Below are 22,687 nucleotides of genomic sequence, written 5' to 3'. Positions count from 1 at the left end.
TACGGTGAAGCGCCCGACCGCGCCCGTCCTGTCAGGTCGTCCGCCGTCCCGGCACCCCGCCCGCCCGTGAAGGAGACCGCGTCCGCCGTGAGTTCGCCCGACGAGATCCTCCGCGGCCTCGACGCCGAGCAGCGCCAGGCCGCGACCGCCCTGCACGGGCCTGTCTGCATCCTTGCGGGCGCCGGCACCGGCAAGACCCGGGCAATCACCCACCGCATCGCCTACGGCGTGGCCTCGGGCGTGTATGACCCCCACCGCACTCTTGCCCTGACGTTCACGGCGCGCGCGGCGGCCGAGATGCGCACCCGGCTGCGGGACCTGGGTGTGCACGGCGTGCAGGCCCGGACGTTCCACTCAGCGGCCATGCGTCAGCTGCAGTACTTCTGGCCGTTCACCATCGGCGGATCGATGCCCGGTCTCGTCGAACACAAGGTGCGCCTGCTGACGCAGGTCGCCCAGCGCATGCGCATGAGCGTGGACCGGGCGGCGGTGCGCGATCTGGCCGGGGAAATCGAGTGGGCAAAGGTCTCGCTGCACACACCCGAGTCGTACCCGCAGGCCGCCGTCGGACGGGATCTTCCGGCGGGATGGACGCCCGTGACCATTGCCCGCCTCTACGCCGGGTACGAGGAGCTCAAGGGGGCGCAGAACCTGCTCGACTACGAGGACGTGCTGCTGGTGCTCGTCGGGCTGCTGCAGGACGAGCCGCGCGTGGCGGCCATGGTCCGCGAGCAGTACCGGGTGTTCGTCGTCGACGAGTACCAGGACGTCTCCCCGCTGCAGCACATGCTGCTGGACCTGTGGCTCGGCGGCCGCGAGGACCTGTGCGTCGTGGGCGACTCCTCGCAGACCATCTATTCGTTCACGGGCGCGACCTCGCGGTATCTGACGGACTTCCGCGAGCGATTCCCGGAGGCCAGACAGATCAAACTGATCCGCGACTACCGCTCGACCCCGCAGATCGTGCAGGCGGCCAACCGGCTGCTGGCCGACCGCACCGCGGCGGGACGTCGAGACCGGACGCTGCCGCACTGGCCCGAGCCGCTCGAACTCGTCGCCCAGCGAGAGAACGGTCCCGACGTCGAGTTCGCCGAATGCGCCGACGACGAGGCGGAGGCCGGGTGGGTGGCCGAGCGGATCCGCGGGCTGCTCGACCAGGGCGTGCCGGCCTCGCAGATCGCGGTGCTCTTTCGCACCAACGGTCAGTCCGAAGCGTTCGAGACGGCTCTGACCGCTGCGGGAATCGGCTACCTGCTGCGTGGCGGCGAACGGTTCTTCTCCCGGCGTGAGGTGCGCGAGGGCATCCTGCAGCTGCGCGCGGCCGCCCGTTCGGCCCAGGACCTGACGGGCACGGACGTGATCGACCGGGTCCGGGACGTGCTGGCCAGCCTCGGATACGAGGCCGAGCCGCCGGCCGGTTCGGGGGCCCACCGTGAGCGCTGGGAGTCCCTGAACGCCCTCGTGCAGCTGGCCGAGCAGCTGGCTCAAGCACGCGGAGACGAGTTCACGCTGCCGGTGTTGGTAGCCGAGCTCGAGGACCGCGCCGAGAACCAGCATGCGCCCGCCGTCGAGGGCGTCACACTGGCCTCCCTGCACTCGGCCAAGGGCCTGGAGTGGGACGCCGTGTTCCTGGTCGGGCTCACCGAGGGGCTCATGCCGATCTCCTTCGCGGACACCGCCGAGGACGTCGATGAGGAGCGGCGCCTGCTCTACGTCGGAATCACCCGCGCCCGACGGCACCTGTGCCTGACGTGGCCGCTTGCCCGCGCCGGCGGCCGCTCGAAGCGGCGGCCCAGCCGATTCCTGCGCGCGATCGACCCAACCCTGGGTGGAACGAGGACTCTCGACCCCACCGCCCCCGGGCGGGGCGGGGCCGCGGACCGGTCCAGGCCAGGCCGATCGCGGCGCGCCGCCTCCGCCGAGACCTGCCGCACGTGCGGGCAGCCGCTGGACTCGGGCGCCGAACGGAAGCTGGGCCGCTGCCTGGACTGCCCGGCCACCTATGACGAGAACGTGCTCGACGCGCTGCGGGACTGGCGCTCCGTCCAGGCGAAGGCGGCCCGGCAGCCGGCGTTCGTGATCTTCACGGACGCGACGCTGGTGGCGATCGCCGAGACGATGCCCCGCACCGCGGCCGAGCTGCTGCGCATCTCCGGGGTGGGGCAGAAGAAGCTCGAACGCTACGGGCCCGAGCTGCTGGAACTGCTCCACGGCCCGCAGCCGGCCTGAACGGGGCGGCGGGAGCATCGCGCGAGCGCGCTCACACCGCCCCCAGCAGCGCCGCGGCCTGCGCATCGTCCAGCCACACGTCCGTGGGGACGGCACACACGCACCCCGGGCGCGCGGAGACCGGAGCGCGCCTCAGCGCGGGCCCGTCCGTCGTGTCGTCCAGACGCCACCGGAGACCGCCGGTCGCGGACGGACCCCGGTGCAGCAGCTGGGTCACGAGGCCCGCGACTGACTGCGCCGTCGCGATCGGTTCCCGCCCCGCGCCGGCGTGACGCAGGGCCCGCAGACGGCGAGCACGCAGCGGGTCATCGCGCTCCTGTTCGCTCTCCAGGCACAGCGGGCACCCCGGCGCGCCGGGGGCACACCACGGGCCCACATCGGCCCCGGTCGAGTCGAGCACGACCGGCAGCGTCGGCTGACCGGCGGCGCCCGCGCGGGCCAGCAGGCCGGGGTCCCAGGCACCGCGAGTGACCACGACTGTCACCTCGCCGAGCCAGGGACCGAGCGCGCGCTCTGCGCTGCCGGGCCCGTGCCCGGACTCGCGCGGCATCGGGCAGGGCAGGCACAGGGCGCGCTGCTGCAGCTCGTCCACCCGGCGGGCCAGGGCCGCGGCACGCGGATGTCCGACGTCGCGTGCGGCGAATCCGGTGCCGAGGTCCTCGAGTCCGACGGGGGAGTCGTCGCCGAGCGCGAGCCGCTGCACGCCGGCCTCGGTCAGGGCGAGCACGATCGCCGCGCCGGTGCGGCCCAGGCCCAGCACCTGCGCCTGCTCCGGCATCCGGGGTCCACCGTCCGGCGGGCAGCCGGGGGCCTCGGAGGCGTCCCCGGACGCGTGTGGGTCGAGCACGGGCGTCAGTCGTCTGAGCAGGCTCCTCAGCGCGGGCCCGGAGATCCCGCAGCGGCGCGCGAGCGCGTCCAGGCTGCCCGTCCAGCCCTGCGCGTCCGTGAGCTCGTCAAGCAGCGTGGGCACGCCGGGTACCTCGGTCTCGAGGCGGACCGCTTGCGGTCCCGTGCCGATCTGGACGTGGCCCGGGGCGATCTGCACGGGTCGGAATCGGTGGTCGATGCGCATGTGACGGGTCCCTCTCTGCCGGTGTGCGACGTGTTCGCCCACCAGCGTGCCCGTCGCCCGCAGGCCCTGGGAGCGTCGTCCACAGCCGTGGTGACGCGCCCCTGCTGTGCTGCTCAGCCGCGTCGCGCGGGGCGGGCATCGGAGACAATGGCCCGCATGCCAGCCTCTTCGCACTCCGCCCGTCGCTCGGCCCCGACCCGTCGCAGCACCCAGCTGCTGGACGTCGACGGCGTCCCGATCGAGCTGGTCCGCTCCACCGCACGACGCAAGACGATCTCCGCGTCCTGGCGGCAGGGACGGCTCCGGGTGCTCATGCCGGCGGGACTGGGCCGAGGTGAGGAGCGCGCGTGGATCCGCACGATGATCGCCAAAGCCCCACCCGCGGCGTCCCGCAGCGGTGCCGAGGCCGTCGGTGCAGACGGCGCGGGCCCGCGTGGTCAGGGACCGCTGCCGGCCGCGGACGTATCCGCGCGCCCGGACGCGCAAGAGCAGGCCGAGCTGAGTCGGCGGGCCGAACAGCTGCGCGCCCGGCATCTGCCCGAGGCACCGGCGCCGAGCGCGGTCGTGTACTCGACGAGGCAGCGGCACCGGTGGGGCTCGTGCACCCCGGAGACGCGGCGGATCCGCATCAGCGCTCAGCTGGCGCCGATGCCGGGCTGGGTGCGGGACGCCGTGCTCGTCCACGAGCTGGCCCACCTGATCGAACCGGGCCACGGCCGGGCCTTCCGCCGGCTGGTCGACCGGTTTCCTCGCTACGGCGAGGCGATGGCGTTCCTCGACGGGGTCACCTATGCCACCGGACGTGGGCTGCAGGCCCATCAGGTGCCCGAACCCGACACCCCCGAGCGCAGCCCGGACGACGCGCCCCGGTGACGGCGGCCACCGTCGGGGCGGTCGGCGTCAGGCCCGGCTCAGCCCTCCTTTGGGGCGTCCGGGAACCCGCCGTCGAGCAGGCGACGCAGCTCCTGGTCCAGCGCGTCGGTCGAGGCGTCGGTCGCGCGGCGCCGCTCGGCATAGCCGGTCGGATCATCCAGGTCCTCGGCGGTGGGCTGTCGTTCGGGGTGACGCCACAGATCCTCTCGGTACTCCTTGCCCTGAGAGCGCGTGATCTCCTCCCAGAACGCCGCGGCGTCGCGCAGCCGCCGGGGGCGCAGCTCGAGGCCCACGAGCGCGGCGAACGCATGCTCGGCCGGACCACCGGAGGCCCGGCGCCGGTTCATCGTCTCGCGCAGCGCGGCGGCGGACTCCAGGGGAGCCGCCGCCTCCGTCACCACGACGTCGACCCAGCCTTCGATGAGGGCCAGCAGCAGCTCAAGCTGCTCGAGCGCGGCCCGCTGCGTCGCGTCCGGCTCGGCGATGAACGAGGTGCCGGTGAACGCCTGCTGCATCGACTCCGGATCCATCGGGTCGACCGAGGCGGCGGCGGACTCGATGCCCTCGACGTCCATCCGCAGGCCCGCGGCGTACTGCTCGATGGCGGCGAACAGGTCCCGCTCGAGCCACGGCGAGTGCAGGAACAGGCGCAGACGCGCCACCTCGCGCAGGGCCAGGTAGATCCGCAGCTGATCGTCCGGCACGTTCAACCCGTCGCCGAACTCCTCGATGTTCGTCGGCACCATTGACAGGGTGTGCCCGGCGATCGGGAACCCGGTCTCCGAGCCGGTGAGCACGTCCTTGCCCAGGGCCCCGATCGCCGAGCCGAGCTGCATGCCGAACATCTGCCCGCCGATGTTCTGCAGCATTGGGGCCAGCCCGCCGAGCATGCCGTCCATCCCCTCGGGCAGCTGGCCCGGAAGCTGCTGCTGCATCGCCTGGGACATCGCGTTCGAGATCGAGGTGGCCACCGGCTCGGTGAGGCGGCGCCAGTTGTCCATCGTGGACTCGACCCATTCGGCCCGCGACCACGCCTTGCCGATCAGCCCGGTCTGCTCGGTCGCGGTCGCGCCGTCGAGCCACATCTCCGCCAGACGCAGGGCGTCGTCCACCTCGCGCCGGGCGAAGGTACCGACGGAGGGATCCGAGCCGGCGACGGCCTGCCGGGCGGCCTGGGTGGCCAGGTCCCAGTTGACGGGCCCGGAGTCCGAGGAGGCCTGCGCGTTCATCATGGACTGGAACTGCGCCATGGCCTGCTGCATCATCGCCGGGTCCATCTGCGACGGGTCGAAGCCGCCCATGCCGCCGGGAGCGCCGCCCATGTTCTCCATGGCACGCCGCACCTCGTCCGCGTCGGGCGCCTGCCCGCCGAAGAGCTGGCGCAGCATGTCCTCGAGGGGATCGCGCTCGTTGTCCTGTCCGCGGTTCTGCGAGTCGTGGGTCATGGCACCCAAGGGTATCCGCCCATCGGGTCGCCGGGCGCGCCCCGATCGGTAGACTGAGACGACCTCGGGGCTGTCCGTCACCTGTGACAGTCCTGCCCACGACGTGAAGACGAGGTCGCCGCGTGTCCCGCTCCTGCCGCCCCGCCCGCGCCGCCGACGAGCGCGCCGCGCGCCCTGCCGGTCGGTCCGGTGCGGCGACCGGACGTCGTCGGCTGGCCGGAGCCGTCGCCGTCGTGTCGGCTGCCGTGGCGCTGTGCGCTCCGACCCCCTATCTGGTCGAGGGGCCCGGTCCGGCAATCGACGTGCTCGGCGAGCTCGAGGGCAGACAGGTGCTGAGTGTGGCCGTCGACGCGGGGGCCGATCTTCCGGTTAAGGTCGAGGAGGACGGCGGGAGCGGCCGGCTCGACCTGACCACGGTGATGGTCGGTGGGCCGCCGACCTCCACGACGATGCTCCCGGACCTCGTGGCCGCCCTGCTCGACCCCGGGCAGGACCTGAGCCCCCGTGAGACGGTCTATCCCACCGGGACCACGGCCGAGGAGGTCTCCCGGGGCAACAGCGCCGCCATGGTCTCGTCCCAGCAGGTCGCAGTGGCCGCCGCGCTCGGCGAGCTCGGCGTGGACTATGAGAGCCACCTGGTCGTGAGCGAGATCGCGGAGGGATCGCGAGCGGGCGAGGTGCTGCGTTCCGGCGACGTCCTGCTGCGCGCCGGTGATGAGCCGGTCACGGGCATGGAGTCGCTCGTCTCGGTCGTCGACGCCTCGCAGGGACATCCTGTGCGCCTGCAGATCCGCCGCGACGGCGAGACGAGCACGGTGCAGGTGCCCGTGGCGCCGGCGCCGGCCAACGCGGGGCAGCGGTGGCAGATGGGCGTGTACCTGCAGCGCGACTACGACGTCCCCGTGGAGGTCGAGATGCGACTGGACGAGATCGGTGGCCCCTCCGCCGGGCTGATGTTCTCCCTGGCGGTGATCGACCGCCTCACCCCGGGTGAGGCGACCGGCGGGCGGCACATCGCCGGGACCGGCACGGTGACGGAGGACGGCAGCGTCGGGCCGATCGGCGGCATCGCGCAGAAGGTGCGCGGTGCCCGGCGGGTCGGCGCCGAGGTGTTCTTGGCCCCGCAGGACAACTGTGCCGACCTGGACGGACGCGTGCCCGAGGGCATCACCGTCTACGCCGTGGACACGGTCGGCACCGCGCGCGCCGTTCTGCGGGCCGTGGCAGAGGATTCCGCCCCGGACGGGGTGCGTACGTGCGGCTGAGGCCGCGTCAGGTCAGGCCCCGCGCTCGGCGGGGCGAGGAGAGGAAGTGCAGTGAGCTTCGCACGCGAGAGCTTCGGACCGTTTGGCGGTCCGCCCCAGAACGGGTCAGACGGCTCGGCCGGCGGCGCGGGAGGCGGCCGGGGTTCCAGGCCGTCCGCGCGCCGTGAGGGGCCTGGACGTCCCAGTGCCCTGCTGCTGACGATCATCGCGGTCGGTCTGTTGGTGGGGCTGTTCGTGCTGTTCACGGTCGTGTACACCGACGTGCTCTGGTACAGCCAGTTGGGCTTCGCCCAGGTGTACTGGACCGAGCTCGGCACTCGTGCCGCACTGTTCGCCGTGGCCGCGCTCGTGATGGGCCTTGCCGTCTGGTTCGCCCTGCACCGGGGGTGGCGCAGCCGACCGAAGGACGGCTCGCGCGGCGCGCGTGACTCGCTGGGCCGATACCAGCGTCAGCTCGAGCCGGTGCGCCGGCTCGTCTTCCTCGCCGTTCCGGCAGTGCTCGCCGTGTTCGCGGGGTCTGCCGCCATGAACGGCTGGCAGACCGTGCTGCTGTTCTTCAACCAGGTGCCCTATGGCCGGACCGACCCGCAGTTCGGCCTCGACCTGAGCTTCTACATGGCCACCCTGCCGTTCCTGGGGCTGGTGCTCGCGTTCCTCAACTCGGTGGTGCTGATCGCGGGCATCGCCGGGCTGCTCGTGCACTACCTCTACGGCGGCATCCGCATCGAGGAGCGCGGCGGGGTCACCGTGGAGCCGGGGGCTCGTCGGCACATCGGCGTCGTGGCCGCGCTGCTGGTGCTGCTGCAGGGCGTCGGCTTCTGGCTGCAGCGCTACCGAACTCTGCAGTCCCAGGACGGCGAGTGGGCGGGCGCCATGTACACCGACGTCAACGCGGTCATCCCGACCGAGGCGATTCTCGCGGTCACGGCCCTGATCGTGGCGGGACTGTTCGTGTTCGCGGCGCTGCGGGGCCGGTGGCGGCCGGCGATCATCGGCACCTCGGTGCTGGTCATCACGGCGCTGGTCGTCGGCACGGGGTATCCGTTCCTGGTGCAGCAGTATCAGGTGCAGCCCTCGGAGCGCTCGCTCGAGTCGGAGTACATCAAGCGCAACATCGACTTCACCCGTGAGGCCTACGGCCTCGACAAGGTCGAGGTCACCGACTACGAGGGATCGACCCAGGCCGAGAAGGGCGCTCTGGCCGGTGAGGCGGCGAACACGGCGAACCTGCGCCTGATGGACCCGAACCTGCTGTCCCAGACGTTCGGGCAGCTGCAGCAGTTCCGCCCGTATTACGACTTCCCGGACACGCTCCACGTCGACCGGTATGAGATCGACGGTGAGAAGCGCGACACGGTGATCTCGGTGCGCGATGTGAACGTGTCCGAGGATCAGTCGTGGGTCAATGCCCACACCATCTACACGCACGGTTACGGCGTGGTCGCCGCCGACGCCTCCGAGGTCGGTGCGGGTGGCCGCCCCGAGTTCCTGCTCTCGGGCATCCCGAGCACGGGCAAGCTCAGCTCCGACGAGGACTATGAGCCGCGCATCTACTTCGGCCGCAATTCGCCCGAGTATTCGGTGGTGGGCGCCCCTGAGGGTGCGGCGCCGCAGGAGCGCGACCGCCCGCAGTCGGCGGATTCCTCGGAGGACACCGCCTACACATTCTCCGGCGACGGCGGCCCGAAGGTCGGCTCGTGGTTCAACCAGCTGGTCTACGCCGTGAAGTTCGGCTCGCCGGAAATGGTGCTGTCCTCGGATGTGAACTCCGAGTCGCAGATCCTCTACGACCGGGACCCGGTCGAGCGGGTCGAGAAGGTGGCCCCGTACCTGACCGCCGATTCCGAGGCGTATCCGGCGATCGTCGACGGGCGCGTCACCTGGATCGTGGACGCGTACACCACCTCCGATGCCTTCCCGTACTCGGCCGGCCAGGCGCTGGGCGAGGCGACCACGGACTCCCTGACGGGGGAGCGTTCTCTCTCCGGCGAGGTCAACTACATCCGCAACTCGGTGAAGGCGACCGTGGACGCCTATGACGGCTCGGTCACCCTGTACGCGTGGGATGAGCAGGACCCGCTGCTGCAGGCGTGGCAGAAGGTGTACCCCTCGTCGTTGAAGTCCTACCGGGACATGAGCGCCCAGCTGATGGACCATGTGCGCTACCCGCAGGACATGTTCAAGGTGCAGCGCGAGCTGCTGGGCCGCTACCACGTGACCGACCCGGACGACTTCTACGAGAACAACGACGCGTGGTCCGTTCCGTCGGACCCGACGCAGAAGGACGAGAAGGTCAAGCAGCCGCCGTATTACATGACGATGCAGATGCCAGGTCAGAAGGAGCCCTCGTTCTCGCTGACCAGCACGTTCATCCCGCAGATCACCGAGGGCACGCAGCAGCGCAATGTGCTCTACGGGTTCCTGGCCGCTGACGGCGACGCCGGCACCGGTGAGGACGGCCAACGAGCCGAGGGCTACGGCACTCTGCGTCTGCTGGAGCTTCCCCGTGAGACGACGGTGCCCGGGCCCGGCCAGGCGCAGGCGAACTTCGACTCCGACGACCAGGTCTCACAGCAGCTGAACCTGTTGCGTCAGGGAGCCTCCGACGTGATCAGCGGCAACCTGATCACGCTCCCGGTGGCCGGCGGCGTGCTCTACGTCCAGCCGGTGTACGTGCGCTCGTCGGGCACGACCTCGTACCCGACGGTGCGCAAGGTGCTCGTCTCCTTCGGTGACAAGGTCGGCTTCGCCGACACCCTCGACGAGGCCCTGGACCAGGTCTTCGAGGGTGAGTCCGGCGCCGTGACCCCGCGCGAGGGGCAGGCGCAGGACGGCGAGGAGGGCTCTGACTCTTCCGAGGCAGACAAGGGTGACGAGAAGGACGCCGAGGCCCCGTCGGGCTCTGGGTCCGAGCTCGACAGCGCGCTGAAGGACGCCCAGGATGCCATCAACAAGGGCGAGGAGGCACTCGGCGAGGGCGACTGGGCGGAGTACGGCCGCCAACAGGAGCGCCTGGACAAGGCCCTGCAGAAGGCGATCGACGCGGAGGAGGCGACCGGTAACGGCGGGGGAGGCCCCTCCGACGCGCAGGACGCCGAGGCGCAGGGCGGATCGGCAGACGGGCAGGGCTGACCGGTGGGGCCGTGCGGCCCCGTCTCGAGACCGCACGGCGTGGCCTTGTGTTGCCGAGGGCCACGCCGTGCGGCGTATCGGCGACGTTCAGATGGCCGGTTGCTGACCTGCGTTTGAACATCCGGTGCCGAGTGTGTATAGTTGAATCCGTCGCCGCGGGGTGGAGCAGTTCGGTAGCTCGCCGGGCTCATAACCCGGAGGTCGCAAGTTCAAATCTTGCCCCCGCAACGAGAAAGGCCCCCAGGACTTCGGTCCTGGGGGCCTTGTGCATCTGCGAGTCGCCCGTGACGCGCCGAGCCGCTCCGGCGCCCGTCATGGTGTCGGAGAACACATCGAGGTGACGCGGCGGCCGTGCCACGCGGCATCATGCGGATCGTCGCTTCAGACGGGCGACTGGTCGGTCGTCATGACCCTTCCCCTCTGACACGTGCCGCGATAGCGTTCAGCGCACTATGGGCGGCGTGTGGAATCCCTTCCGACGCCGTGGCCCACAGGCAGCTCACCGTCTCAGAGCCAGAGGAGAACACCATGACTGATTCCACCACCAACCGCGCCACGCTCAGCCGTCGCACCGTCGCCACGGGGGTGGCCTGGTCGGTGCCCGCGGTGGCGGTGACCACCGCGTCTCCCGCTTTCGCCGGTTCCATGGCCTGTGAGCTCTCGTCAAGCTCCTCGAGCGGTCTGTACCGCACCGAGAGCGAGACCGATTACTGGGCCTACACGGACGCCAGCTTCGGCCGAGTGTGGGTCGATGGCCTGCCCGAGGGCGTCACGGTCACTTCGGTCTCCACGACGAAGTATCTGGCCCATGACGACTTCCGCTGGGTGAACAACGTGGACGGCAACGGAAACGGTGCACAGTACCTCGCGGCCGACGGCCAGTGGAAGGGCATCTCGGGGGACACCGCGACCTTCACGTACCAGGACACGAAGGGCGACCCGAACGGCTCCGTGGCCGGCACCGCGACCTACGACATCTGGGCTCTCGAGAACTCCTCCGGTCCCTGCGGCCGGGACTCCGAGGCCCACGACTACGTCGGGTACACCAGCACCTGGACCGTCACTCAGGACAACAACACCCTGCGACAGGGTGTCTATGAGACGGATGCCAACGGCTGCCGCAACTTCATGATCCCCGAGATGGGCGAGTTCCGGCTGCGTGAGCCGTATGCAGACGCCCTCTGGCACGACAGCGACCAGTACTGGCGCTCCTTCCAGACCTACGAGGCCGTGCTGAGCGATGGGACGGTCCTGACCTGGGCCACGTGGTCGTCGAAGTCCCACCCGTACTACGGCACCGACGGCCAGATCGCCGACCTGAGCGCCTGCTGACCGGGTCGCAGCGCGGCGTGGTTGCCCTGCCGCGTGAACGAGAGGTCCCGAACCGGCCCCGCCCCACGGCGCAGCGGTGACGCTGCGCCGTGGGGCGGGGCCGCGGGGGCGGATGAGCCCCGGGACGTGACCTGTGCGGCCGAGGCTCAGCGCGAGGCGGAGTCCTCCCCCTCGGCCGAGTAGTCCATGGACAGCTCGGCCGCGTCGGAGGACGCCTGGCCGGTCGAACCGGAGCCGGCGGTCAGGGCCGAGGGCTGGGATCCTCCGCTCTTGAGCGCGGCGAGGCGGGCCTCGACCTCGCTCTGGTGGCCGATGTCCTCCAGGGACTCGAACTGGGCGTCCAGGGAGGAGGCGGCCAGCTCCTGCTGGCCCTGCAGGCGGGCCTCCTCACGGCGGATCTTCTCCTCGAAGCGGGAGACTTCGGAGGTGGGATCGAGCAGGTCGATCGACTTCACCGCGTCAGCGACGGCGGTCTGAGCCTGCACGGACTTCTGCCGGGCATTCAGCTCGTCACGCTTGGCGACCAGCTCCTGGCGCTTCGACTTCATCGTGGTGAGACCACCCTTGAGCCGGTCGACGATCTCGCGCTGCGAGGCGATCGTGGGCTCGGCCGTGCGGACCTGCTGCTCGGCGTCCATCTGCCGCTCGATCGCGATCTTGGCGAGGTTGTCGAACTTCTGCGCGTCGGCGGTCTTGCCCTCCGCGCGGAACTGGTCGGCCTTCAGCGACGCGGCCTGCGCTTTCTGCCCCCAGCTCTCGGCCGCCTCGCGGTCCTCGCGGGCATCGTCCTCGATCATGCGCAGGTTGCCGATCGTCTGGGCGATCGCGGCTTCGGCCTCAGAGATGTTGTTGGTGTAATCACGGACCATCTGGTCCAACATCTTCTGCGGATCCTCAGCCTTGTCGAGCATCGCATTGATGTTCGCCTTCGCCAGCGTCGAGATGCGGCCGAAGATGGACTGCTTGACCATGGGTCGTCCCTTTCGTCGTGTGTCCGCGGCATCGGGCCGCCGACCTGCTACCTTGCCTTCGCGTCCGCCACAGGGCAGCGGACGCCTCGCCCGCGGCGAGCTGCCCCGCCGCAGGTCCCGTCTCCTGGTGGATCCGGAAGTCGTCGTACGGGCGCCGCAGGCGCCCGGTGATCGGTGGGTTCATGCCGCCGGGACGGTCAGAAGGTGCCACCGCTGCCGTCGCCGAAGCCGCCGAAGTCCCCGCCCGTGAGGCCGCCGTCGCCGAAGCCGCCGCCGCCCCAGTCGGAGCCGGACCAATCGCCGCTGCCGCCCAGCATCGAGTTCACGATGAGACCGCCGAGCAGGGCCCCGCCGAGTCCACCGCCGAAGCCCGCGCCGGCGCTCCGGCCGGAACCGCGCCGATCGCGGCCGCCGAACGGGGTCCCATACCCGCCGCCGTAGCCGCCCGGACGCATCCCGGACCCCAGCTGAGGCCCCATGCCGGCGTGGCTCAGGTCGAAGCTCGCGACGTCCCGGCGGGCCAGCTCGCTCGCGCGCTCAGCCAGGTGAGAGGCGTGCTGTGCCGCCTCGAGTGCGCGCGCCGGGTCCGACTGGGTGAGGGCCCGGGCCTCGTCGAGCACCCGCTCCGCCTCCGAGAGACGCCCGCGGGCTTCCGGGCCGACGCCGCCGCGGCGGGCGGCGATGAAGTCCGTGGTGCCATCGATCCGGGACTGGGCCTGTCGCACTGCTCCGGGCACCAGCTGGGCCGCCTGGCGGGCCTGGGCGCGGGCTCCCCGGACCCCGCCCAGGGGGACGCTGAGCTGGCGGTGGGCATCCTCGAGACGGTGCAGCAGGGCCTGCGGGTCCGGACGGCCCGAGCTCAGGGTGCGCTTGGTCTCCTCGACCACCGTGCGCAGCCCCGCGGCCGGACCGGCCAGCGACGTCTCGCCCCCGGCGCGGACGACGGCTTCGGCCTCGGCGACATCCTGCTCGGACTGACCCAGCCCCTGCCGGACCGAGTCGAGCAGCCCGCTCAGACGCTCGTCGGCCTTGGCCACGGCCGAGACCAGCGTGCGGGTCTGGGCCAGGCCCTGCTCGGCGGTGCGCACCGCGAGCGCCGCGGTCGGCCGGTCCTGGTCCTGCCACGCCTGTCGGGCCTTCTGCTCCGCGGTCTCGACGAACTCGAGGCGTTCGCGGGCCTGGGTCGCATTGTCCGAGACCTCCTCGAGAGCCGAGTCCGCGTACTCACCGTGCAGGCGCACCAGGGTCCGGTCGGCCTCCTCGACCTGTTCGCGCACGCGGGGCAACTCGGCGTCGATCCGCTCGAGCGCGTCGGGGACGGTCTTCTCCAGGCCGCGCAGCTCGTTGAACTGCTCTTGATGCGCCTTCAACGACTCGTCGACGCGACGGCTGCGTCCGATGATCTCCGTGAGCCACGAGCGCTGGTCCGCCTCGGAATCCGGGATCTCGTCGTCGAGCTGGTGCTGCAGACGGAAGCTGGCGCGCATGTGCTCCTTCGCGGCGGCGATGTCCTCGCGGAAGGGCACGACGACGTCCTCGCCGTAGGCCGCCTCAGCGAAGGCGAGCTCCTGCTCCGAGGAGCGGATGGCGTCGTCCGCCGCGACCAGGCGTGATCCGGCCTTCGCGCGCAACTCGTCGATGCTGAGCGAGTCCAGCGGGTCGGGCTGCCGCCGCGGTCCATCGCGGCCATCGCCCTCGTGCCGGACCCGGTCGGCCCCGGTGCTGGAACCTGCACCCTGCTTGCCCCGGCGCCCGTCGCGAGCGTCGGCGCCGCGCGTCATGCGGTAGACCAGGTAACCGCCGGAGGCCAGTGCGGCCAGTCCCAGAACGCCCGTGAGGGCCCCGACACCCGCTCCGCCGTCGTCGGCCTCAGGAAGTGCGCCGGCGGGCTGGTACGCCGCCCCGCTCCTGCCCTCGCCGTCGAGCCGCCCGTCCGCGGCATCGTCCACGCCCTCGACCGCGGCGAGGCCCGGCGCCGACCAGTCATCGTCCCCGGTGCTGGGCAGAACGGGGGCGATGTAGGCGTCGTTGACAGCGGACTGCTGGTCCGCGAACGACGAGGAGGAATGGACGTCGAACTGGTACTGCCGGTCCTCGGTGGCCACCGCCAGCACGGAGTCGTTGCTGCCCAGACGTGCCTGACGGGCGATCTGTTCGACCGTGTCCGAGGCACTGGTGGGGAAGCTGTCCACATACACGACATGCAGGTTCTGGCCGGTCGTGCGGCGCAGCTCGTCGATGCGGCCGGTCAGCTCGGATTCCTCGGACGGGGAGAGGACATCGGCCTCGTCGACCACCGTTTGGCCGGGGCGCAGCGTCACGGCGTGGGCGGGGGCGGCCGCCGCGAACATCAGACCCGTCGACAGCGCGAGCGCCGCAGGGGCCACGCAGGCGGTGTGCCAGGCCTGCACAGTCGACCGGGTGCAACGGGAGTGGGGCACGCAGGCTCTCCTCGGATGGCGGATGAACACTCGCGGCGTCGGACTGACGCCTGATGACGGGTCGAGTCTAGGTCCGGGCCGATGAGCCGGTGAAGACGCTCCACACCGCTCCGCCGACAGCGGACATGCTCCCGCGGCCTGCGCGGCGTGCTCCGTCGTCGGCATGACCCCACGCGCGAGATGATGGAGCCATGAGCTCACTGATGACCCCCGCCCAGGCCGCCGCCGAGCACCGTTGGCGCACGGCGCTCGCCGTCGGTGCGCACCCCGACGACCTCGACTTCGGCGCGGCCGCCACCCTGGCCGGGCTCACGGCCGCCGGTGTGCACGTCGTGGCGGCGGTCGTCACCGACGGCGACGCCGGCGGCTTCGATTCCGAGGGGCCCGAGGCGATGACCGCCCGACGTCATGCGGAGCAGCGCGCCGCCGCCGCGGCCTTGGGCGTCGAGGACGTGCGGTTCCTCGGGGAACGCGACGGCCACCTCGAGGCGAGCCACACGGTCCGCCGTGCCCTGGTGCGCCTGATGCGTCAGGTTCGCCCCGACGTCGTGCTGAGCACTCACCCGGAGCGGGACTGGGAGCGGATGCAGCGTGCCCACCCCGATCACCTGGAATGCGGCGAGGCCGTCGTGCGCGCGGCGTATCCCGCGGTCGAGAACCCGTACGCCTATCCCGAACTGCGCGAGGACGAAGGCCTCGAACCGCACCGGATCCGGAACCTGCTGCTCTACGGCGGCCCCCGCCGACTGGAGAACCTGGCCCTGGACGTGACCGGTCTGGAGGAGACGAAGCTGGCCGCTCTCGACGCGCATCTGTCCCAGCATCCCGACGTCGAGGCGATGCGACGCTTCGTACGCCGGCAGCTGGCCGAGACGCACGCGGCCCACGCCGCCCAGGCCTTGGGCATGGGCGCGGCCGAGGCCTTCCACCTGGTCACGGTCAACGGGCCGGACACCATCGCCGGCTTCTGAGCGCCGCCGGATCCGTCCTCCGGCGGTGCGATGCTCCCGCGTATCAGAACGGTGCAGGCAGGTCCGTCAGCCGCCGGCGAGCAGGATCCCGCCGAGCACGACCGCCGTCACGAGCAGCAGGAACACGGCCGCGAGCAGGAGCGCCAGGCCGCGGCCGGAGGCGGTCTCGCCCTCGGTTCGAGTCGGCGCTGCATCATGCCCGCTGCCCGGCTCCCGGGGCGTCAGCCGGCGCAGGACCTCGTCGAGCACGTGCGAGGGCGGCTCGACCCGACGGGACCGGCATGCCCACGCCACCGCAGATCGGGCGGCGCGCTGACGGGACCGCCACAGGGTCGCTCCGCCCGGGCCCGGCGCATCAGTCGAGAACACCGCCGCGTGCAGAGCGTCCGCCTCGGACGCGGCGAGAGCATCGAGAGCTGCGAGCTCGGCGTGGGCCAGCACGTTCGCGCGGTCGTGCAGCTCGCCCACGTCGTCCGCGAACTGCGGGGCGGCACCCGTGGGCGTCGGTCGTCCGCGCTGCGCAGCGATGAGCTCGCGCACGCTGCGGTGCAGCTCGGCCTTGGCCTCGGCAGTCCGAGTCCCCCGCTGCGCGGCGATCTGCTCGACGGTCCGGCCGCCGAGCCAGGCCCACAGCACGCTGCGGTGGGCGGGCGCGTCGATCAGATGGCCGCCCCGCGCGGGACCGTCCGCCTGCAGCCGCTGGACCGGGGCCGGACCTGCCCCCACCGGCAGCAGCCCGTCGCCGCGACCGGGCAGCGAGCCGGTTCGGACCAGGCGGGTCATCACGTCGTGGGCAAGCACCGTGAGCCACGCGTGCACCGTGCGGTGACGGTCGGCGTCCTCATGCACGTCGAGCTCGTCCAGGCCCTCGTCCACTCGCTCCCACGCGGTGCAGTAGGTCTGCACGGTGGCCTCGGCCGCGTCGCGCTCGTCAGCGAAGATGCCGACGGCCATCGCGTGGATCCACGGCGAGGTCGTGTCATAGAACGCGGCGAACGCCGCCCGATCGCCCTGCGCGCTGCGGGCCGCCAGCACGTCGAGTCCAGGCAGACGGTCCCGTCCCGGGTCAGCGGGGCCGATCCCGGGCTCGTCGTGTCGAGGCGCGCTGGGCACGATGTCCGCTCTCAGTCGTCGGCCCCGGCGAAGCCGTGCTGTCGCCAGGCCTCGAACGTCGCGATCGAGGCCGCGTTGGCCAGGTTCAGCGACCGCCGCCCCGGCTGCATTGGCAGACGCACCGTCGAGGTGATTCGTTCGTGGTCGAGGGCCTGCTGCGGCAACCCGGTGGCTTCGCAGCCGAACAGCAGCACGTCCCCGGGGCGGTAGTCAATCTCGTCGTACCGGCGCGCGCCTCGTGCGGTGAATGCGAACACGCGCGAGTCGGGCAGGGCGGTCAGCGCCGCGTCGAAGTCGGGGTGCGTCGTCATGACCGCCAGGTCGTGGTAATCCAGGCCGGCGCGGCGCAGATGCGCGTCCTCGAAGGTGAAGCCCAGCGGTTCGACCAGGTGCAGACGCACCCCGGTGATCGCCGCCAGACGGATGGCGTTGCCCGTGTTCCCCGGGATCTGCGGAGAATGGAACATCACATGGAAGCCCGGCGTGTGGGTGTGCGCGTCGCGTGCAGCGGTCTCATGCGGGTTCGCGGACGCGGCGTCGTGGTCGGAGGCAGAGGTCGAGGCTGGCACGAGCCCATCGTAGGCGCCGGCGCGACAGCACTCCGTCGGCCCAGGTCAGTACAGAAGCTCGACGAGCGCGCCCATACTGGCCCGGTCGACCGTCTCCGGCGCGTGGCCGGTGCCGAGGAAGAGGGAGAGCTCGCGCAGGAAGTCCCTGCCCGCGGCCGGCGGCGCCGTGAGCAGATCGGCCTGTGCCTCGGGGTCGTCGGCGCCGCGGACCCGCCGCACGACTGGAGTGTGCATCGCATCGCGGTCCGTCATCACCAGCACCAGTCCGCCGACGGTCACGTTCGGCAGGCGGCGCTGCAGAGTCACCATCGCCGGGCCCAGAACCGGGGGAGCGGCCACCGCCCGGCCCGAGTTCAGCACTTGCCCGTCCCACGTGTACACGCCGTCGGGGACCTGCACCGAACTGAGCACCGCGAGGCGGTCCCCGCACAGCACGGCGTGGTCCACATCGAGAGACCGGGTGAATCGGCCGCCGAGGCTCAGACCGGTCAGGACCCGAGCCGCCGGGAAGCCGGGGAGCAGGTGACGCTCGAGCAGCCGCAAGACGCGGGCCTGGCGCAGCTGACGGTGGTCGTCGGGCAACAGGCCGCGGCGTCGGGGTGCCCCGTGCCAGCGCCGTGCGGAGCGGGCCGCGTCGAGCACCCCGTTCGGCACGGGGGAGGTGGACAGCGGCGGCACGAAGACCACGGGGCGCTCGCGCGGCGGGGGCCCGCCCGAGCTCCGGTCCGTGCCGGTGGCGGCCGTGCGGGCTCCGCGTGGCGTGAAGGTCGGCCCGGGGTCCCGTCGTGTGGAGGCGGCGCCGGGTGCGTGGGCGCCGGTGCCGCCGAGACTGCGGTCATAGCGGGCCCGGGCCTCGGGGGTGCCGACGGCCTCCCACGCGGCGGCCACCGCGGCGAAGGCCGCGGCGCTGCCACCGGTGTCCGGATGCGCCGCCCGGGCCGCGCGCCGGTGGGCTCGGCGCAGCTCGTCTTCGCTCACGTTGGGGGCGACGCCGAGCACCTCGTACGCGGTGCGCGGCCGACTCGGTCGGTCGGCGCTCATGAACGTTCGACCAGGTAGCGCAACAGCAGCATCGAGTTCTCTTCGAGCACGTGTGCCAGTCGCAGGCTCGTCGGCAGGACGGACGCCTCGGCCGCGCCGCCGAGTATCCGCGGCCCCTCGGGGCCGGCGAGCAGCGGGGACAGGCTCAGCTGCAGCTCGTCGACTGCGTCCGCGGCGGCGAACGCGCCGAACAGGGCGGGGCCTCCCTCCCCGTGGATCACCCGATGTCCACGCTCGCCGAGATTCCGCAGCACGGCGACGGGATCCACCTGCTGGCGGCCGCAGCGCAGCACGTCCGCAACCTCTGCGAGCCGGTCGGCGTGCTCGGGATCCGCCGCGCAGGCCGCGTGCGTCGTCACGATCAGGGGGCGCACCGGTGCCTGCGTGAAGAACGCCGAGTCCGGGTCCAGGCCGAGGGTTCCCGAGACCACGGCCACGTCCGGATGCGCGGACATGCCGTGTTCGAGACGCCATCGCCGGGCCGCGGAGTCCAGGAGCTCGCCCTCGTACCCTTCGGCGCGGACAGTGCCCGCGCCGACGAGGATGACATCCGCGTCGCGACGGGCCAGGTCGAAGACCCGACGGTCGGCCGCCGAGCCGAGCCCGCCGGAGCGATCCTCGAGGGCGGCCGCGCCGTCGACCGAGGACACGAACATCATGCGTACCCAGCGCTCGGCCTCCGCGGGGGCGGCGTAGAGGCGCAGCAGCTGGTCGTCGTTCTGCTCCCCGGCGGTGGCGGGGCGGTCGAGACGCCTCATGAGCGCTCCCGCCGCACCGGCTGCGAGGGGTCGGTCCAGTCCGGGTCGTCGCCGACGGGGGAACGGTCCGGGTCGACGTTGCGCTGCCCGGTGTTGTGCACGGCCAGCGCAGGAGCGCGCCATCCGGCAATGCACTCGAGCATGCGGGCGGTCTGCACCGACGGTGCGACGTTGTGCATCCGCAGGATTCGGGCGCCGCCGGCCACACACGCCGCCGCGGCGGCGAGGGATCCGGCCAGGCGTCGGGACTTCGGCAGATCCAGGGACTCGCCGACGAAGTCCTTGTTCGAGACCGCGGCGAGCACGGGGAACCCCAGCGCCGCGATCTCGTCGAGACGGCGGGTGAGCTCGAGCGAGTGCACGGTCGTCTTGTTCAGGTCGTGGCCCGGATCCACGATGATCTTCTCTTCCGCCACCCCGAGTGCGAGAGCCTTGTCGACCGTGCGGCACAGGTGCTCCCGGACTTCGGCCACCACGTCGCCGTAGTGCGGCGCCGGCACCACCGTGCGGGGGCCGTGCACGTGGGCGAGCGAGTGGGTGACGACCAGGTGGGCGTCGGCGGCCGCGGTGACGCGTGCCAGGTCGTCGTAGAACAGGCCGCTGGTGTCGTTGACGACGTCCGCCCCGGCAGCGAGGGCCGCCTCGGCCACGTGGGGCTGGAACGTGTCCGCCGAGAGGATCGTGGTGGAGTCGGGGTCCTCCCGCAGGGCCCGGATCAGCGGCACCACGCGGTCGGCCTCGTGGCGCGGGTCGAGCTCGTCGCCGGGGGCGAACGGCACTCCGCCCACGTCGAGCCAGTCGGCCCCGTCTGACTCGGCGTCGCGTGCGGCCCGGAGAGCGTCGTCGAGGGCGAAGGTGGCTCCGGCGTCGTAGAACGAGTCCGGGGTGCGGTTGATCACCGCCATCGTCAGGATGCGCTGCGAGAGATCCACCTCGGTGCGGGCGAACGTGTGCACCCGGTGGCGCAGGGGAGGGTCGGGGAAGAGCACGTCCTCATTCAATCACCCGGGGGCCCGGCACAGGGCGGCCGTTCTTAGACTGGACCGCGATGACACACGATCCGCGTCGCCGCGTGTACCTCGACCACGCCGCCACCACGCCCGTGCGCCCCGTCGCTCTCGCCGCCTTCAGCGAGGCCGCCGCGCTGGGGGCGAACCCCGCCTCCCTGCACGCGAGCGGGCGCCGGGCCAAGCTCGTGCTTGAGCAGGCCCGCGATCGCCTCGCGGCGGACCTGGGCTGTCACCCCTCGGAAGTCGTGCTGACCTCCGGCGGCACCGAGGCGGACAACCTCGCCGTGACCGGTCTGTTCCGTGCCCGCAACGCGACGGGACCGTCGCCGGCGACCGCCGTCGGCGCTGTGCCCCGGCCGCGCATCGTGCACACCGGCGTCGAGCACCACGCCGTGCTCGACGTGATCGACCGCCTCGTCGAGCGTGAGGAAGCCGAATCCGTGCTCGTGCCGGTCGATGGCGAGGGCGTCGTGGACCTGGTCGCCTGGCAGGCAGCCCTGGCCGAGGCCCCGGAGCGCACCGCGCTGGCCGTGATGATGTGGGCGAACAATGAGATCGGCGCGGTGCAGCCGGTTGCCGAGGCCGCCCGGATCGCCGCCGCGCACGGCGTTCCCCTCCACACGGACGCGGTGCAGGCGTTCGGCGCCTTGGAGGTGGACTTCGCCGCGAGCGGCGCCACGACGATGGCCGTCTCCGGGCACAAGCTCGGCGCCCCGGTCGGCGTGGGCGCGTTGTGCGTGCGTCGCGATGCTCGGCTGGAACCGATCCTGCACGGGGGCGGCCAGGAGCGTCGGCTGCGTTCGGGCACGGTGTCCGTCGCGCTCGCCGCTGCGTTCGCCGCCGCGGCCGATCAGGCGGTGGCCGAGCGGGTGGACGAGGCCCGACGGCTCGGTGGCCTGCGTGATCGGGTGATCGACGCTCTGCTGACGATGCCGGGGGTGCGCCTGACCGGGCCCCGTGACATCGACCCGGCGACGGGCCAGGCGCTGGCCGCGGGCACGTGCCGGCTGCCGGGCAACGTGCATGTCACCGTCGACGGGACGAACGCGGACGCCCTGCTCTTCGCGTGCGACACGGCCGGGCTCGACACGTCCTCCGGTTCGGCGTGCACCGCCGGGGTCGCCGAGCCGAGCCACGTCGTCGCGGCGCTCGCCGAGGCGGCCGGGCTGCCGCCCGAAGCCGCCCGCGCCACCCAGCGGTTCAGCCTCGGGCATACGACGACCGACGCGGACGTTGACCGAGTACTGCAGACTCTGCCCGGCCTCGTCGCCGGGCTCGCCGATCCGACTGACGAAGGAGCCCGCCCGTGAAGGTCCTGGCCGCCATGTCCGGCGGTGTCGATTCCGCCGTCGCCGCCGCCCGTGCCGTCGACGCCGGGCACGACGTCGTCGGCGTGCACCTCGCTCTGTCCCGCATGCCTGGGACCCTGCGCACCGGCTCACGCGGGTGCTGCACCATCGAGGACGCCTCCGATGCGTGGCGGGCTTGCGAGAAGCTCGGAATCCCGTACTACACGTGGGACTTCTCGGAGCGCTTCGCCGAGGACGTGGTCGAGGACTTCGTCTCCGAGTACGCGGCGGGGCGCACGCCGAACCCGTGCCTGCGCTGCAACGAGAAGATCAAGTTCACAGCCCTGCTCGAACGTGCCCTGCAGCTGGGCTTCGACGCCGTCGCGACGGGCCACTACGCCGCCGTGCGCCGCGGCGACGACGGCCACCTGCAGCTGCACCGCGCCGCTGACGACGCCAAGGACCAGTCCTATGTGCTCGGCGTGCTCACCGCCGACCAGCTCGAACACTGCCTCTTCCCGCTCGCCGACACCCCCTCGAAGGACCTCGTGCGCGCCGAGGCCGCCGAACGCGGCTTGTCGGTGGCGAAGAAGCCCGATTCGCACGACATCTGCTTCATCCCCGACGGAGACACCCGCGGCTGGCTGGCCGAGCGCATCGACCTGGAACCGGGGCCGATCATCGACGTGCAGGGCCGTGAGCTCGGCACGCATGCCGGCTCGCAGGCCTACACGGTCGGGCAGCGCAGGGGACTGGCCCTCGGCCGCCCGGCTCCCGACGGCAAGCCCCGCTTCGTGCTCGAGGTGCGGCCGAAGGACAACACCGTCGTCGTGGGCTCGCGCGACATGCTCGCGGTGGACCGGATCACCGGCATCCGCGCCTCCTGGGCCGGGCAGCGCCTGCCCGAGGCCGCTTCCGGGGAGCCCTTCGACTGCCAGCTGCAGTTCCGGGCTCACGGGGAGATCGTCCCCGCCGTCGCCCGAGTGCTCGGGCATGACGGCGAGCACGGCGAACGGTGGGAGATCCGCCCGACCCGGTCTCTGACGGGCGTCGCCCCCGGTCAGTCGGCCGTGCTGTACCAGGGCACCCGCGTGCTGGGGCAGTGCGCGATCGACTCCGCCCGCAACGCGGCGCTCACGGATGCCGCAGACCCCACGCCTGCGTAGGGTGAGCCGG

17 protein-coding genes and 1 tRNA gene are annotated in these 22,687 nt (G+C 72.1%); 9 read left to right on the top strand and 9 right to left on the bottom strand.

Annotated features, from left to right (window positions below):
• Positions 1-87: 87 nt before the first annotated feature.
• Positions 88-2,229, top strand: a complete 2,142-nt coding sequence (locus tag HDA30_RS05360; protein WP_184241300.1) for a UvrD-helicase domain-containing protein — start codon at positions 88-90, stop codon at positions 2,227-2,229.
• A 31-nt stretch (positions 2,230-2,260) separates the two neighbouring features.
• Here the strand turns inward: HDA30_RS05360 and HDA30_RS05355 are convergent, their stop codons facing one another.
• Positions 2,261-3,301: a ThiF family adenylyltransferase gene (locus HDA30_RS05355; protein WP_184241299.1), complete on the bottom strand. Its 1,041-nt coding sequence runs from the start codon at positions 3,299-3,301 to the stop codon at positions 2,261-2,263.
• A 156-nt stretch (positions 3,302-3,457) separates the two neighbouring features.
• On the opposite strand from HDA30_RS05355, the gene HDA30_RS05350 reads away from it, so the two are divergent.
• Positions 3,458-4,174 (top strand): M48 family metallopeptidase, encoded by a 717-nt coding sequence (locus HDA30_RS05350; protein ID WP_184241298.1) that lies wholly within the window; start codon positions 3,458-3,460, stop codon positions 4,172-4,174.
• 38 nt (positions 4,175-4,212) lie between these two features.
• On the opposite strand, the gene HDA30_RS05345 is transcribed toward HDA30_RS05350, so the two are convergent.
• On the bottom strand, positions 4,213-5,619 hold the full coding sequence (locus HDA30_RS05345) for a zinc-dependent metalloprotease (RefSeq protein WP_184241297.1): 1,407 nt from the start codon (positions 5,617-5,619) through the stop codon (positions 4,213-4,215).
• A 122-nt stretch (positions 5,620-5,741) separates the two neighbouring features.
• Between HDA30_RS05345 and HDA30_RS05340 the strand changes: the two genes are divergently transcribed.
• From HDA30_RS05340 to HDA30_RS05325, 4 genes are all read left to right on the top strand, one after another.
• Positions 5,742-6,884, top strand: a complete 1,143-nt coding sequence (locus HDA30_RS05340; RefSeq protein ID WP_343059304.1) for a YlbL family protein — start codon at positions 5,742-5,744, stop codon at positions 6,882-6,884.
• Positions 6,885-6,935: 51 nt separating this feature from the next.
• A complete protein-coding gene (locus HDA30_RS05335; protein WP_184241296.1) occupies positions 6,936-10,016 on the top strand; it encodes a UPF0182 family protein in 3,081 nt (1,026 codons plus the stop codon).
• Positions 10,017-10,170: 154 nt separating this feature from the next.
• Positions 10,171-10,244 (top strand) — tRNA-Met (locus HDA30_RS05330).
• Between the two features lie 300 nt (positions 10,245-10,544).
• The gene (locus HDA30_RS05325; protein WP_184241295.1) at positions 10,545-11,348 is read left to right on the top strand and encodes a hypothetical protein; all 804 of its coding nucleotides are present in this window, start codon (positions 10,545-10,547) and stop codon (positions 11,346-11,348) included.
• Positions 11,349-11,494: 146 nt separating this feature from the next.
• Here HDA30_RS05325 and HDA30_RS05320 read toward each other — a convergent pair whose 3' ends face one another.
• Both HDA30_RS05320 and HDA30_RS10655 read right to left on the bottom strand, forming a co-directional pair.
• Positions 11,495-12,319 carry a PspA/IM30 family protein gene (locus tag HDA30_RS05320; protein ID WP_184241294.1) on the bottom strand — a complete coding sequence of 275 codons (825 nt, stop codon included), beginning with the start codon at positions 12,317-12,319 and terminating at the stop codon, positions 11,495-11,497.
• Between the two features lie 197 nt (positions 12,320-12,516).
• Positions 12,517-14,760: a TPM domain-containing protein gene (locus HDA30_RS10655; RefSeq protein WP_343059303.1), complete on the bottom strand. Its 2,244-nt coding sequence runs from the start codon at positions 14,758-14,760 to the stop codon at positions 12,517-12,519.
• Between the two features lie 191 nt (positions 14,761-14,951).
• On the opposite strand from HDA30_RS10655, the gene HDA30_RS05310 reads away from it, so the two are divergent.
• Positions 14,952-15,731: a PIG-L deacetylase family protein gene (locus HDA30_RS05310; RefSeq protein WP_184241293.1), complete on the top strand. Its 780-nt coding sequence runs from the start codon at positions 14,952-14,954 to the stop codon at positions 15,729-15,731.
• 66 nt (positions 15,732-15,797) lie between these two features.
• Here the strand turns inward: HDA30_RS05310 and HDA30_RS05305 are convergent, their stop codons facing one another.
• The 5 genes from HDA30_RS05305 to folP all read right to left on the bottom strand — a co-directional run bounded on the left by HDA30_RS05305 (position 15,798) and on the right by folP (position 20,201).
• Positions 15,798-16,844, bottom strand: coding sequence for an RNA polymerase sigma factor (locus tag HDA30_RS05305; protein ID WP_184241292.1), 1,047 nt, complete (start codon positions 16,842-16,844; stop codon positions 15,798-15,800).
• An 11-nt stretch (positions 16,845-16,855) separates the two neighbouring features.
• Complete coding sequence (locus HDA30_RS05300; protein ID WP_184242368.1) at positions 16,856-17,311, bottom strand: tRNA (cytidine(34)-2'-O)-methyltransferase; 456 nt, start codon at positions 17,309-17,311, stop codon at positions 16,856-16,858.
• Positions 17,312-17,458: 147 nt separating this feature from the next.
• Positions 17,459-18,454 (bottom strand): DnaJ domain-containing protein, encoded by a 996-nt coding sequence (locus tag HDA30_RS05295; protein WP_184241291.1) that lies wholly within the window; start codon positions 18,452-18,454, stop codon positions 17,459-17,461.
• Complete coding sequence (locus HDA30_RS05290) at positions 18,451-19,212, bottom strand: pyrimidine reductase family protein (protein ID WP_158496747.1); 762 nt, start codon at positions 19,210-19,212, stop codon at positions 18,451-18,453. Before HDA30_RS05290 ends, HDA30_RS05295 begins: the two co-directional genes overlap by 4 nt.
• Complete coding sequence (gene folP, locus HDA30_RS05285) at positions 19,209-20,201, bottom strand: dihydropteroate synthase (RefSeq protein ID WP_262337792.1); 993 nt, start codon at positions 20,199-20,201, stop codon at positions 19,209-19,211. Before folP ends, HDA30_RS05290 begins: the two co-directional genes overlap by 4 nt.
• 59 nt (positions 20,202-20,260) lie before the next feature.
• Here folP and HDA30_RS05280 point away from each other — a divergent pair, with 59 nt between their 5' ends.
• Positions 20,261-21,532 (top strand): cysteine desulfurase family protein, encoded by a 1,272-nt coding sequence (locus tag HDA30_RS05280; RefSeq protein WP_184241290.1) that lies wholly within the window; start codon positions 20,261-20,263, stop codon positions 21,530-21,532.
• The gene (gene mnmA, locus HDA30_RS05275; RefSeq protein WP_184241289.1) at positions 21,529-22,677 is read left to right on the top strand and encodes a tRNA 2-thiouridine(34) synthase MnmA; all 1,149 of its coding nucleotides are present in this window, start codon (positions 21,529-21,531) and stop codon (positions 22,675-22,677) included. The genes HDA30_RS05280 and mnmA overlap by 4 nt, the downstream gene beginning before the upstream one ends.
• Positions 22,678-22,687: the final 10 nt, after the last annotated feature.

Origin of the sequence: Micrococcus cohnii (assembly GCF_014205175.1) — a bacterium.
In the GTDB taxonomy this organism is placed as follows: domain Bacteria; phylum Actinomycetota; class Actinomycetes; order Actinomycetales; family Micrococcaceae; genus Micrococcus; species Micrococcus cohnii.
The sequence above is the reverse complement of the archived record's forward strand: the minus strand, read 5'-3'. Positions and strand labels throughout refer to the sequence as shown.

Bases quoted from the DNA above. Each gene is read 5' to 3' on its own strand.
- HDA30_RS05355 (WP_184241299.1), bottom strand. From the start codon at position 3,301: ATGCGCATCGACCACCGATTCCGACCCGTGCAGATCGCCCCGGGCCAC.
- HDA30_RS05350 (WP_184241298.1), top strand. From the start codon at position 3,458: ATGCCAGCCTCTTCGCACTCCGCCCGTCGCTCGGCCCCGACCCGTCGC.
- HDA30_RS05345 (WP_184241297.1), bottom strand. From the start codon at position 5,619: ATGACCCACGACTCGCAGAACCGCGGACAGGACAACGAGCGCGATCCC.
- HDA30_RS05325 (WP_184241295.1), top strand. From the start codon at position 10,545: ATGACTGATTCCACCACCAACCGCGCCACGCTCAGCCGTCGCACCGTC.
- HDA30_RS05320 (WP_184241294.1), bottom strand. From the start codon at position 12,319: ATGGTCAAGCAGTCCATCTTCGGCCGCATCTCGACGCTGGCGAAGGCG.
- HDA30_RS05310 (WP_184241293.1), top strand. From the start codon at position 14,952: ATGAGCTCACTGATGACCCCCGCCCAGGCCGCCGCCGAGCACCGTTGG.
- HDA30_RS05300 (WP_184242368.1), bottom strand. From the start codon at position 17,311: ATGTTCCATTCTCCGCAGATCCCGGGGAACACGGGCAACGCCATCCGT.
- HDA30_RS05295 (WP_184241291.1), bottom strand. From the start codon at position 18,454: ATGAGCGCCGACCGACCGAGTCGGCCGCGCACCGCGTACGAGGTGCTC.
- HDA30_RS05290 (WP_158496747.1), bottom strand. From the start codon at position 19,212: ATGAGGCGTCTCGACCGCCCCGCCACCGCCGGGGAGCAGAACGACGAC.
- HDA30_RS05280 (WP_184241290.1), top strand. From the start codon at position 20,261: ATGACACACGATCCGCGTCGCCGCGTGTACCTCGACCACGCCGCCACC.